Annotated in this window: 10 protein-coding genes; 4 read left to right on the forward strand and 6 right to left on the reverse strand. The window is 28.0% G+C overall.

Annotated features, from left to right (window positions below):
• Positions 1–27: 27 nt before the first annotated feature.
• The 5 genes from ACWXVS_RS00150 to uvrB all read right to left on the reverse strand — a co-directional run bounded on the left by ACWXVS_RS00150 (position 28) and on the right by uvrB (position 8,350).
• Positions 28–1,908, reverse strand: a complete 1,881-nt coding sequence (locus tag ACWXVS_RS00150; RefSeq protein WP_455994424.1) for a hypothetical protein — start codon at positions 1,906–1,908, stop codon at positions 28–30.
• Between the two features lie 14 nt (positions 1,909–1,922).
• On the reverse strand, positions 1,923–2,867 hold the full coding sequence (locus ACWXVS_RS00155) for a hypothetical protein (protein WP_455965966.1): 945 nt from the start codon (positions 2,865–2,867) through the stop codon (positions 1,923–1,925).
• 278 nt (positions 2,868–3,145) lie between these two features.
• Positions 3,146–4,801 carry a ribonuclease J gene (locus ACWXVS_RS00160; protein ID WP_455994426.1) on the reverse strand — a complete coding sequence of 552 codons (1,656 nt, stop codon included), beginning with the start codon at positions 4,799–4,801 and terminating at the stop codon, positions 3,146–3,148.
• A gap of 112 nt (positions 4,802–4,913) precedes the next feature.
• Positions 4,914–6,239: an MnuA family membrane nuclease gene (locus tag ACWXVS_RS00165; protein WP_455994428.1), complete on the reverse strand. Its 1,326-nt coding sequence runs from the start codon at positions 6,237–6,239 to the stop codon at positions 4,914–4,916.
• Positions 6,240–6,373: 134 nt separating this feature from the next.
• Positions 6,374–8,350 (reverse strand): excinuclease ABC subunit UvrB, encoded by a 1,977-nt coding sequence (uvrB, locus tag ACWXVS_RS00170; RefSeq protein ID WP_455994430.1) that lies wholly within the window; start codon positions 8,348–8,350, stop codon positions 6,374–6,376.
• Between the two features lie 78 nt (positions 8,351–8,428).
• Between uvrB and ACWXVS_RS00175 the strand changes: the two genes are divergently transcribed.
• Positions 8,429–9,274, forward strand: a complete 846-nt coding sequence (locus tag ACWXVS_RS00175) for a leucine-rich repeat protein (protein ID WP_455994432.1) — start codon at positions 8,429–8,431, stop codon at positions 9,272–9,274.
• Positions 9,275–9,764: 490 nt separating this feature from the next.
• Here ACWXVS_RS00175 and ACWXVS_RS00180 read toward each other — a convergent pair whose 3' ends face one another.
• Positions 9,765–11,354 (reverse strand): MATE family efflux transporter, encoded by a 1,590-nt coding sequence (locus tag ACWXVS_RS00180; protein WP_455994434.1) that lies wholly within the window; start codon positions 11,352–11,354, stop codon positions 9,765–9,767.
• 90 nt (positions 11,355–11,444) lie between these two features.
• Between ACWXVS_RS00180 and ftsY the strand changes: the two genes are divergently transcribed.
• From ftsY to pyrH, 3 genes are all read left to right on the forward strand, one after another.
• A complete protein-coding gene (gene ftsY / locus ACWXVS_RS00185; RefSeq protein WP_455994436.1) occupies positions 11,445–12,500 on the forward strand; it encodes a signal recognition particle-docking protein FtsY in 1,056 nt (351 codons plus the stop codon).
• Entirely contained in the window at positions 12,500–12,718 is a 219-nt protein-coding gene (locus ACWXVS_RS00190) for a sigma factor-like helix-turn-helix DNA-binding protein (protein ID WP_455994438.1), read from the forward strand. The genes ftsY and ACWXVS_RS00190 overlap by 1 nt, the downstream gene beginning before the upstream one ends.
• Positions 12,719–12,809: 91 nt before the next feature.
• A complete protein-coding gene (gene pyrH, locus ACWXVS_RS00195; protein ID WP_438340512.1) occupies positions 12,810–13,538 on the forward strand; it encodes a UMP kinase in 729 nt (242 codons plus the stop codon).
• Positions 13,539–13,544 lie beyond the last annotated feature (6 nt).

Consider the following 13,544-nt stretch of genomic DNA (forward strand, 5'->3'; position numbering starts at 1 on the left):
TGCCTCCTTTATGATTAAATAATTATACTATCTAAACATAGCAAAAATTTTATTTATCTCATCTTCACTAATTTTTTCATTTATATAAATATATGTACCGTTGCTATCAATTGATATTTTATAATCTTTATTAGCAATAAGCGATTTTTTTATTCTGTTAACAAACAAAAGGCAATCATCTAGTTCATTACTTCTATTATTATGCAAGCTCTTATTAAAGGCTAAATATTTATCTGTATATTTCGCTGCATCCATAAATGAATTTGAAATTGAATTTTCTCGAAACAAATCACCATATGATACAAAATCATTATCTTCATTTAAGGAAACAGAAGGAATTCAAATAATAAATTTTTCTTCTGTAAATAAATGAAACCTTTCAAATGGCACCTTAATAATAATCCCGCTTTTATATACTTCATCAATAAGTTGCTCTTTTCAATATGAATCAATACTAATCTTTAAAATAAGGGCATTTGAGCGCTTTATTCCAGTATCTTTCTTATATTCTCTATCAATAATTTGTTCTACATATTTAACATATAATTCACGAGCATTATCTTTTGTTTTCATTGAAAACTTATTTCCAGTAATTGCTTTATTAATTACATCAAAATAATTAAAAAAGTCTGTTTTATCCTCACCAACACTAGCATCTTCATAAACATAATCGGATAAATATCTCTCGCCCCGTTTTTCATATTTTTCTGATGCAATATTTGGATTTAAGTATGCCTTAGTTATTGCCTTAAATACAGGTATTAAATTATTTGCAATGATTAAAAGCATTCTTGAATATATGTCGCCAATAGTAATCAAATTATTTAAATCAAATAAGAATCCCATCCAATTATGCAATGAGGAATAACCGATTTTTTCCTCATTATAAACTCTTGAAAGCAATATATTATTTTTATACTTACTAAATAGTGGCCCTGGATAACCAAAATATTGCGCATAGTTAATAAAATTTTCTTGCGTTTTAACCTTAAAATAGTCTATAAAACCAATTTGATTATCATAATTAAAATTGTAATTTTGATAAAATTCCGGTCTTTCGAGTAAAAATTCTCCTTTTCTAAAAAGCTTATTATATTCTTTCTCGTTTAAATATTCTCGAGTTTCAATAAAGCTTAGATCAGAACGATAATTTGTTGGAATATTTAAGACATGCATGGGCACTATAAATGGTGTAGGCTCTGTATGATAGGCATAAACAGCTTCTTCTACTCACGAGTCCTTAGTCCTAACAGTAATATATCCAACGCCTCGTGTTACAACATCTCTTCATTCTTCAATGTTATATAAAACATCATAAAAATAAGAATTTCTAACTTTATATTTTTCTATCGCACTAAAACCGTAAAAGTCATCTCTATTAAAAATTGGACTAAATTCCTTTTCACAAATTCCATATATTTTTTTAATATCCATTAGTGCTAAAACTTTATTTTTTCATTCCAACATTGAATACTTATTAAAAATTGTTGCTAGTATGCTATTATTTTCATTTATTTTCGTTTGAATAATAGATAGCTTTTTACTTTTAAATTCTTTGAAATCTTTAATAGTTTTTTTATTATTAATAAAGATACGGATAAAAAATAAACCTATTATTAAAAAGAAAAGAAAAATTATCAAACCATTAACGAATTTCCTAGAATTAATTTTGTTTTCCTTCTTGTTCTTGATAATTTCTTGCTCTAGTTCTTTTATTTTATTAATATTTTCATCAACAATTTTAACTTCGTTTTCATTATTTTTATAGACTTCTTCCTCAAAAATTTTATCAAGAGCTGGCTTAATATTAAATGCTAATGGTTCGTATAAAGTATTAATCTGGTTGGAAAAAATTTTATTTCAGTCTATTTTCTTGAATTTGTTTTGTTCCAAAGTACTTGCATTCATATCTTAATTATTCCTTAAAATAGATCTTCTTTATCTTTTATCAAAGTAAAGTTTTGTTTTGGCTTTTCATATTGCTTCTTATTATTAATAGCACTATTAATTTTAAAATCTTTCTTTTTTTCAATGCCTAGATCATCCTGATCAAAAATATTTTCTTTTTTATTAACTTCCTCATTTTTTAAAACAACAGATTCTTCTTGTTTATCAATCAATATTTTTTGTTGCTCATCAATTTTTTTTAGGCCCGCCGGATTAATATCCAAATCGCCAGAATTTAGAGTACTAATGTTTTGCTCATCAATTAAGCCATTAGTAATATTTTCTCGATTTTGATCATCATACATTGATGCTTCAAATTCCTGCGTGCTAAAATCAGGTTCATCTGGAATTATACATATACTATCAGCAGTTACCTCTCTCGAATCACTTAAGGCGCTATCATCAAGAATGTATACTTCTTGACTTTGCACTATTGATGTATCATCAATCAGTATTGTCTCCCTGGTGGCATTATCTTCAGAAAAAATATCTTTCTTATCTAAGTTAACATTAAGATTATTTACTTCCATATCTCTTTTTAGCTTTTTATTTCTTAGTGATATTTTCTTCAATTTTAAATCACTAATAAAAAAGAAACATAAGCTAATTACCAAAATAATGATAGGAATGATAAACGATAAAACGATTCCAATCTTATTACCAGGAAAAGCCATCGCCACATATATAAATGAATTAATTAAACCTGCATTTCATTTATTTGGCAATCATAAATTTTGTTCATTCTTAAAATCAGAATACCATTTATCAAATATTGCTAAAAAAGCATTTTTAGAGTTATATGGTGCCGGCTTCAATTTAGCATAATAAATTGATGTGCCCAATAAAATTAGCGCAATAAAAATAAACAAAAGCCGCCATAAGCTAAAATGGAAAACACCAACAGAATATGTGTTTTTCATTTTAAAGATATTCTTAATTGCTAAAAAAAACAAATATAGAAAAAAAATAGGAGAAAATAAACCAAAAAACATTCCAAAAGTGTATGTATGTATTGTCGTCAAACCCTTAACATTTAAAAAAGATACAACAGTAAAAAACACAACTATAAAACATATCATAGTCCAAATAAAAGGTTTGTCTTTGGATCAAAAATATGTCTTTTTTCTTTTTATTTTTTTAGGAATTTGCTCTTGTTTTGTATCATTTTCAATATTTGCTTCTGATGCCATATTATCCTCTAAATTTCATATAAAGTTATAACAATCATTGGTTCTTTTGATAGCACCTTAAATATTTTTCTTTTTATACTTTTCCGTAATTTTTCCTGTATTTCTTTTAAATCAATATCATTAGCCTTTTTATCCTTAAATTCTTTAGAAACCATGTCATTAACAATTAAAGTAATAGTTTCTTTATTGTCTTTAGTGATTATACCATAAGAAGAAATATGAAGTTGGCCAATTGGTTGTTTGGTTTTATAATCAACTAAAGTGCTTATTGCAATAACTCCGTCTCTCGAAAGATTTTCGCGTTCATTAATTACTTCCTGAGAAATATCGCCAACGCCAAAACCGTCGATAATTGTATCCCCAACAGATTTAATAGAATGTTTTTGGGATATAAGCTCATTGTTTAAAAATTCTGCCACTTTACCATTTTGTAAAATTATACAATTGCCAAAATTCATCCCTGCATCACGCGCTACATGAGATGCAACCACTAAATAACGATAAAGTCCTTGTATAGGAATAAAATATTTTGGTTTTAATGTTTTGATTATATTATATATATCTTCTTTAGCAGGATTACATGAATAATATTGATCTGAGCTTAATTCAATTAAATTTGGTGTGTTTCTTGCTATTTCATCTAATGTCAATGCATAATTAACTTCAAGGCCATTTACAGGAGGCGCAATTATTATTACTGCATCATCAGATCTAAGTTTTAAATAAACGTCATTATTTGATGCGATTCTAATGAATCTTAAATATAGCCTTTCAATAGCGCCAGTAACAAGAATTACCGCATTCTTTGTTTCATTAGCAACACGATAATCAATGAATTCTGGTAATTGAAGATCTGGATTAATTTTTGATACTAAATTAATAAATTGTGAATAATTTCTTCCATATGTAACAACAGGACGATTATATCTTTTGGCTAGAACTAAAACTTCGTGTGCTGTTATCATATCTTCATCATACAAACCAACTATTATTCTTTTGTTATTAGGGGTTTCCTTGAATTTATATTCAATTTTTTTTGAAATTCAAAGTTTATCTATACTTCTTCCAGGGTAATTCGAATGCCCGGAATCTAAGATTAGTAACTGTAATTTCTTTCCATTATTGATAATTTGTCTAATTTTAGGAACATCAGTTTTTCCATAAGGACCCAAGTCTCCATCAACAAAATTTGCCATAAAGAGAATATTTCCATCCTTATATTCGAAGTTAAAACCTATTTGTCCAATCAATCCACCAGCTAGATCAAAAGGAGTAACAACTACATCATTAAATTCAATAGGCATGCTAATTGTTTTTACATCATAACTATGATTATTGATATTGTATTTTGAAATTCTATCCATAATAACAATACGATTAAATGGACTTGTATAAATTTTTAGGTTGGAAATTCTCATTAATAATCAAGGAATAGCAGAAAATGATTCATTTTTAACGTCGGTTATAAACACTCCAACAATATCTTTTTCTCTCTTCACAAGGTAATCATAATTGCAAATTAAAGTATCAATCCCGTTATGCGAATTTATTGGCACCTTAGTTCCTGAATTAATAATAAAAAGTTTTTCATTAATCTCCAAAACATAAGAGTTTTTACCATTTTCATCCAATCCACCTAGTGCAAAAAAATTTATTTTGTTCATATTCCCCCATATCAAAATTATTCATTGAAATCTTATAAGAATTTAATTAAAATAATTTTAGCAACTTTTTTTATTTCTATAAGAAATTAAAAAAAATAAAGCGGTCTACGCTTTATTTAATTAGGAACTCAGCCCACACATAAGTATGATCCGAAAGCACAGAACCGTTTCGAATTTTTTCATCTTGACCAATTTCAATTCCCAATTTTGTTAATTCTTCAACAAGTTTGCTATCCTCTTTTGTTTTATAAATATCAAAGATGCCAGATTCTTCAAGTTTATAATCGGTTTTATAAAAAAGTTTATCATATGGTTCTGAGAATCTTTTGCTTGTACCAAGTGATGTGCTGAATTTTTCAGTGTCACCAAACACAGACTTATATTTTCCTTCAAGTGTACTAAAAACGAATGATTGTTTTCCGTGTTTTATATTAGTGTCTCCGCCAAAGAAAATATTGCTTTGAGGTCCATCTATTGAATCAAAATAATCTAATACATTAACTAGTTGTTGGCCCTCTCTATATTCGAATGTTCCAACCCCTTTATTTGTTTTTTCACCGATTGCTCTATTTGACTTAGAAGCTCCTGGAGCGTCAAAATGATCGAATACAAAAGTTAGTTTAACATCTGGTTTTAATTTATATTTAAATTTTATACCATAGGGAGGTCTTGCATATTGAGCCTTTTCACTGCTAGAACTAATAGTAAATTCTTGTGTATAACTATAACCAATTTCACCATTTGAGAATGCTTCTGGTTCCATTTCTTTTGTGTTATATATAACTGCTACATGCTCTGCAACTTTAGCCCCAAATTTATCGCCTTTCAATTTTTTTGAAGCTATGTATGCATACATATTTGAACTTGATAATTTATTCATTTCATCAACAATATTTTTAACACCATCGGCATTATCAACCTCAGTTAGGCCCAAAACATCAAAATTTTCTTGTTTTGCTAGATAAGCAATTCTTTTGGTTTTCTTTTCTTGTTTTGTTAAATCACCTGTGAAATTTAAAATATTTCAATGCCCATATTTAACTTTATTGTCGCCACTTGGATCAGGTTGCAAAGGTTCTTTGTCCTTCTTTTCATCATCTTTATTATGCTCAGTTTCACCAGGATTCTTTGGTAGTGGAGTAGATGAAGAATCACTTGATCCATTATTTTGTTCTTTATTATCGTCGCCCTTATCTTGGCCAGGGTCCTTTGTATCCTTATTTCCTTCTTCTTTTTTTTCTTTTTCAGGATTTTGTTTTAAGTCCTGGTCATTATTTCCATTATCTTTTTCTTGGCTTTCCTTTTCTTCTGGCTTTTTGCTATGATCAACATCATTATTATTTTTATTACCGCAACTTGCAGCAATCAATGGCAACAACACAAGTGGTGATGCACATAGTGATAATAATATTTTCATCTTTTTGCTTTTATTTTTCATAATATAAATTTTACTACTTTATAAAAAATATCATCTAGGAGATATATAGTTTAGGTTTGCCCTCTTTTAAATTTGCAATATTTACTATAAAATTTTAAAAAAATAAAATTATAAATTTTTGTTTTTAATTTAAGCTATTTTTTATCAAAATCATAACCTAATTCAAATAACAAATCCTTTATTTCCTGAGCTTTTGCAAAATCTCATTTCTTTGAAGCTAGCTGCATCTCTCTAATTAATTCATTAATGTATGACTTTTTAGCCTTTAATTTATAATCATTACCAAATTTAGAATTTAAAATAAGATCAACATTAATTTTGGGAATCGGTTTAATAACTGTTTTTGGAATAATATTGTGTTCTTTGTTAAACTTTATTTGAATTTCTCTCTTTTTTAAATTATCATCTATAGTTTCTTTCATTGCTTCAGAAACTTTATCAGCAAAGAAAACTACTTTTCCATGGTCGTTTCTTGCGGCTCTACCAACAATTTGAATAAGTGAGGATGTATCTCTTGAAAATCCGTTTAAATCGGCATCCAAAACAATAATTAAACTAACTTCAGGTAAATCAATGCCCTCTTTCAATAAATTAATTCCTATTACAACGTCGAACTTTCCCATGCGAAGACCCGCTAGAATAGCATTTCTTTCAAAAATTTCTAATTCATGATGAATGTAAGCTGATTTAAATTTTTTTTCTTTTAAAAAATCCGAAAATTCTTCTGCGCTTTCTTTTGTCAAGGTTAATATTAATGTTCTTTCGTTTCTTTGAATCTGTGATTTTAGTAAATCATATATTTTGGCTTGTTGATTCTCTTTAAGCATAATCTCAATTTCTGGATCCAACAGCCCAGTTGGCCTAATAATCTGTGTAATAACCTCACCATTAGCATATTCAATTTCTCTTTTTTTGCTTGGTGTTGCAGACATATAAATGCGAGGAAAATCATACTCAAAAAATTCTTCATATTTTAATGGCCTATTATCAAGAGCAGATGGTAAACGGTAACCATATTCAACAAGAGTATCTTTTCTCGATTTATCACCGAGATACATTCCTTCCAATTGCGGTAATAATAAGTGACTTTCATCGATGTAAATCACAGCATCCTTTGGCAAATAATCAAACATTGTATAAGGTTTTTGGCCCGGCAGTCTACGATCAAGATATCTTGCATAATTTTCCATGCCTTTTGTATAACCAAAATCTTCAATAGAAGCAATGTCAGCATTAATACGCTCATTTAGCCTTTCATACTCAAGGAGTTTATTATTCGATTTGAAAAAATCTAGCTGGCTAGATAATTCATCTTTAATCTCTGCAGATATCATTTGAATTCAATCTTTATTCATGATATAAGTGGTACATGGAAAAATGGTAGTACTGCTAATAATTTCAATAACATCCTTAGTTATAGAATTAATTATTTTAATACTCTCAATTATATTATTTTCATTAACTTCTATTCTTATTTGGCCATTATGCTTATAACCAGGGCATATTGTTAAGACAGAACCATATGCAGAAAATTCACCAAATTCAATATCAGGATAGATCTTTTTATTTTGATAACCCATTTGTACTAATGAATATTTTATTTCCTTGATGCTTATGCCCATTCCGACATAAATATTTAATAAATATTTCTTGTACTCATGTGGATTAAAAGCGCCATAAATTGCTGCAACAGATGCGACAACAATAGTGTCCCTTCTATTGAGTAATGAATTAAAAGCTGAAATTCTCATTGATTCAATTTCCTTATTAATTGTAGATGACTTTTCAATAAACAAATTATCTTTAGGCAAATAAGATTCAGGACGATAATAATCAAAATATGAAACAAAGTACTCAACTTTATTTTCGGGAAATAGTTCTTTAAGTTCGTTATATAATTGGCTAGCTAAAGTTTTATTATGACTAATCACTAAAGCGGGTCTATTGCTATTTTGAATAACATTGGCCAAGGTGAATGTTTTACCAGACCCTGTAACGCCTAATAAAACTTGATGTTTTTTGCCCTCTTTTAACCCCTGAATTAATTTATCAATTGCTTGGGGTTGGTCGCCAGATGGCTTATAGTCAGAAACAAGTTTAAAATTCTTCATAATTTAAATTATATACTAAGCATATTTATCTATCAGAAACATCCCTTCTATATAAAATTATGATACAATTAGTTAATTATGAAGATAGCAAAAAAAATATTATTAACATTAACAAGTATTTCTGTTCCTTGCATCTCTACTGCTCTTGTTGTTTCGTGTTCGAGAGGCGAATCATTGAATGATTTTGCGAAAGCCTTCGTTTTAGGAACGGCTGGTAGAGAAAACTATAAAAAAGATACTAAAACACTAGATTTAAGCAAAACTAATCTAAAGGTTATTCCAGCTGGAGCCTTCTCAGGAAATTCATTGCATGGTTTGTTTTTAAACACTAATGAACAATCGCATGCAGCTCCTGAATTTCTTGCTGCACCAGGAATCTTTGATATTAAAAAAAATGAGATTAATATAGAAAAAATTATTCTTCCTAGCAGTTTAGAAATTATTGAAAAAGGTGCTTTTGCCAATTTAGGATTAAAAGAAATTCAATTTGATATTTCTTCAAATAACCTAACAAAAATTGAAGAGGAAGCTTTTGCAAACAACAGATTAACTAAAGTAGAACTACCATCATCAATTGCAGAAATAAATGAAAAAGCATTCTATAACAATCAAATAACTTCAATCAATATCGAAGCCGCGACAAGACTAAAAAAACTAAGTTTTGGTGTTCTCGCTAAAAATAAATTAACTCAAATAAATTTAAAGAACATCAACACTATTGAAGACTCGGCATTGGCGCTAAATGAATTTACAATGCTTAACTTACCAAAAAATGTTACTCGTGTTTCAGAAAAAATGTTTTTCTTCTTTGGAAAAAATAGTGATGCTCATAGCGTAGAATTAACCATTGAAAATGATGCTGTTAAAAAACAACTAACTAACGCGCTTAAAGAAAACAATGATCTTCACTATTCAATCAAATAATTTTTGATCAGCTAAATGGCTGATTTTTTTATTTATTTTTTTGTTTTTTTGGATTAAAAACTATTTAATTATTCTGATTTTAAGCTAAAACCTAATTATCCAAAATTAATTAGGAATAACTTTATTAAATATTTGATTTATTTGATCATAAGCATTAAAATTTTTAATCTTAAAGATTGTTTTATTAAACGATATGATTTCGTAATTAAACATTAAGAAACAATATAAAAATATCCTTGCTTTATTTGCCTATTAATTCTTAAAAATTATTCATTAATCTCTATTATCTATCGCATAACAAAGAAGGCACATATATTATGCTGTTCCCCAAAAAGGTGAGGAAATATCCACGAAAAATAACATTTGCACATTATATATTTTTAAAAAAATAGTGCATCGCCATTATATTAACGCTTATTTTATACTATGAACATAACATAATAATTCTTTTTTTAAAAAATCAATAATTTAATTTTAGATATTTGCTGCTTTAAAGTTTTTTTGCAAATTTCTTCCAGGCATCTGTATTTCAGCGTAACAAATATAATAAAGTCCTAAATAGTGGATCAATTATTGCAATAGAACTTAAACTTATTAAAAATATTTCTTGACTTATATTATTGCTTCCAAAAAGAATTAGAATATATACAAAACTAGTTTGTAATCCAATCATTGTGAATATAGAAATTAAATTAGGCATTCAAACATCATTGGCTCCCCACAAAGATCTTAATGTTGTTAATGGCCCTACATCCATCAATGATTTAATTGCAAAAACGCTCATTAAAATGTAACAATATTGGTTTATTAATTTTGTCTCTATTGAATATATTTTAAACAAGGGGTAAGTTAAAATAATTCCCAAAATGCCGAATAATAGCTGAACTATAAAACCAGTTTTATAAGCCAAATTACCAATTTTTTTAGCCTTATCAAGTTTATTTTTTCCGATTTGTGTTGCCACAACAGATGAGGTAACATAACTTAACGCTAGCAAATAAGCAGCGAATAAATCATAGATATTATTCAGAGCCCTTCAAAGACCAATAAACCTATCATTTAATTTAGCGTCCGGAATAGCCTTGGATAATAAATATTGCGAAACAAATCAAATCCCTGTTTCTAGTGAGATCGGGAAACCAATTTTAAGAATTTCCTTAATATATTTATTATTCCATGTTTCTTTAAACTTAATTTTATGATTCTTGACAACATATTTTTTCACTAAGATACTAGATATCACAATATTAATTAATGAACCTATGATAATTTCAAGTGAGGCTAGGAATGCATTTTTTATTACAAATAGAATCATAAAAATTCAAATTGTTCTAACAATTGTTCCAACAATTACGCCAATTATAGCAAGTTTATTTTTCTTTATTGCTTGCAATGAAGAATTCATTATAAAGGCAATGGAAGTTATAAAAATATCAATAGTACCAATTCTTAAAAATTTTATAGCAAAACTATGTTCATTTTTAACTTCTACTTCAACATTAGTTGGAATATAATTGATCCCATCAGCAAATCCACCAACAAATATTTTATGATTTAAATCAAGTTGATAAACCTGCTCTAATTTTAAGTTAGATTTCTTTAAATTACTTATAAAATTGTTATAGTCAACTTCCTTTTTTCAACCAATAATAAAAGTATTTTTAGCACCTGAAAGTGATAAAAGTTTAGGAGCACTAAAAAATACAATTAAATATATTACGCCATTCAAAATTAGTGATAAATAAAAAGCTGATCAAAGAAGTTTTGCAATTTCTTTTTGCTTTCCTTGACCATAAAGATTGGATGCTACAACTAAAACACCAAGTTGGAATAATAAGGGTAAGAAAGTTATTATTTTATATACAACAAATATCTTTGCAAAAGTATAAAAATAATAGCCATTGTAAGACCCATCAGCATGATAAACACGATTATAAAAACTGACAGCTAATGATCCCGCAATGGTGACTGTGGCAAAAAATAATGTCTGAATAAAAATGGGAAAAGATAACCTTAAAAGATATTTGAAGTTATATTTTTGTTTAAAATACTTGTCGTTTTCAATTGCTTTAATATTCATAGTTTATCTATTAATTTTACTAAAAACATAATTATAATTTTTATAATAAAATATATAGATAAAATCATATCAAAACATATAGGAGAAATTATGGGTTTCTGGTCAAAACTAAAAGATAAACTTTTTGGAACAAAAGAGGAAAGAATTGCAAAAAAACAAGCTAAAATAGAAAGTAAGGAAAAGAAAAATCTTGCAAAAGAATTAAACAAAAAAAATAAATTAGAAAATTACATAGCAGGTTTATCTAAATCAAATTCCTCATTCATTGAAAGCATTAAACAAATACAAAATAGGCATAATAAAATTGATGATAATTTCTTTGATGAACTCGAAGAATTACTTATTATGTCAGATATTTCAATAAAATTAGTTCAAATAATAATTAATGAATGTAAAAAAGAAGTTAAAAACGAAAACATTCAAGACCCTAAATTGATTAATGAAATTATTGCAGACAAATTATTCACTTTCTATGCCTCTAATTCAATTATTGATACAAGTCTTAATGTTCAAGACAACCGAATTAATGTAATTTTGGTTGTTGGTGTTAATGGCTCTGGTAAAACTACTTCAATATCTAAAATCGCTCACAAGTTAATTCAAGAACAAAAAAAAGTTTTAATTGCTGCTGCGGATACATTTAGAGCTGCAGCCGTTGAACAGTTAGAAATATGGGCTAATAAAGTTGGCGCAGATATAGTAAAACCGCTTAACAATGAAACAGATCCTGCGGCAGTTGTTTATCGCGCAATTGATAAAGTTAAAAACGATAATTATGATGTTCTAATAATTGATACTGCAGGAAGATTGCAAAACAAAATTAACCTTATGCATGAATTAGCTAAAATTAATAAAGTACTGCAATCCAAAATACCAGGCGCTCCTCATGAAAGTTTATTAGTTTTAGATGCTACAACTGGCCAAAACGGTATTTCACAAGCAAAAGCTTTTGGCGAAGCGACAAATCTAACTGGAATTATTTTGACAAAAATGGACGGAACCTCAAAGGGGGGGATTGTATTAACAATTAAAGATGAAATTGATCTAGCCGTAAAATTCATAGGCTTAGGGGAAGGGATAGACGATTTAGCCGAATTTGATCTTGATTCATATATTTATGGTTTAATGAAGGGTATAAATGAATAATGGAAGATATTGAAGAAAGAGAAAAAATTATTAAATTGTTTGATAAATATGGGCAATTATTACCACAATCACAAAAGCAAGCCCTATATCTCCATTTAATTGAAGATTTATCTTTTACTGAAATTGCTGATGAGTTGGCAATGTCAAGACCGGGCGCATTTGATGCTGTTAAAAAAGCAAGGCAAAAACTTATATTGCTTGATAAGAAACTGGGTTAAAAGTACTTATTTTGTTGAGTTAAAATAGTTATATTAATTTTAAAAAATATATAATTTTAAAAATAGTAAAACTTTTTAGAGGAGTTATTTAATGTCTTATAAATATAAAAGGGTTTTAATAAAACTTTCAGGAGAAGGATTAGCAAATAAAGAAAAACATTTAGCTATTGACTATGAGCTAGTTGAAAAATTTGCTAAACAACTTAAAGTTATTATTGCCAATAATGTCGAGGTTGCAATTGTTGTTGGCGGCGGTAATTTTTGAAGGGGAACAAGCGCTGCGAAAAATGGTATTCAAAGAGTTAGAGCTGATTACATTGGTATGCTAGCAACGACTATGAATGCACTTGCCTTACAATCAGGTTTTGAACATAACGGACTACAAACTAGAGTATTATCTTCATTAACACTAGATCCCAAGGTTTGCGAGGTTTATATAAATGAAAAGGCTAAAAAATACCTAAAAAGTGGCGAGGTAGTAATTTTTGCTGGCGGAACTGGTAGACCTTTTTTTACAACAGACACCGCTTCAACATTATATGCTTCCGAAATAGAAGCTGATGCAATATTAATGGGTAAAAACAATATTGATGGTGTGTATGATAGTGACCCTAAATTCAATAAAAATGCAATTAAATTCAATACATTAACTTATGATGAATTGCTTGAAAAAGACCTGAAGGTTATTGATCAAACCGCTGCATCAATGGCAAAAGAAAATAATATTGATATAATAGTTTTTGATATTAATGAAAATGAAGCATTATTAAGAGCTATTGAAAATAAGATACCAAATACAATCATTGCTAATAAAAAATAGAGGAAT

This window comes from Mycoplasma sp. 327, assembly GCF_053851655.1.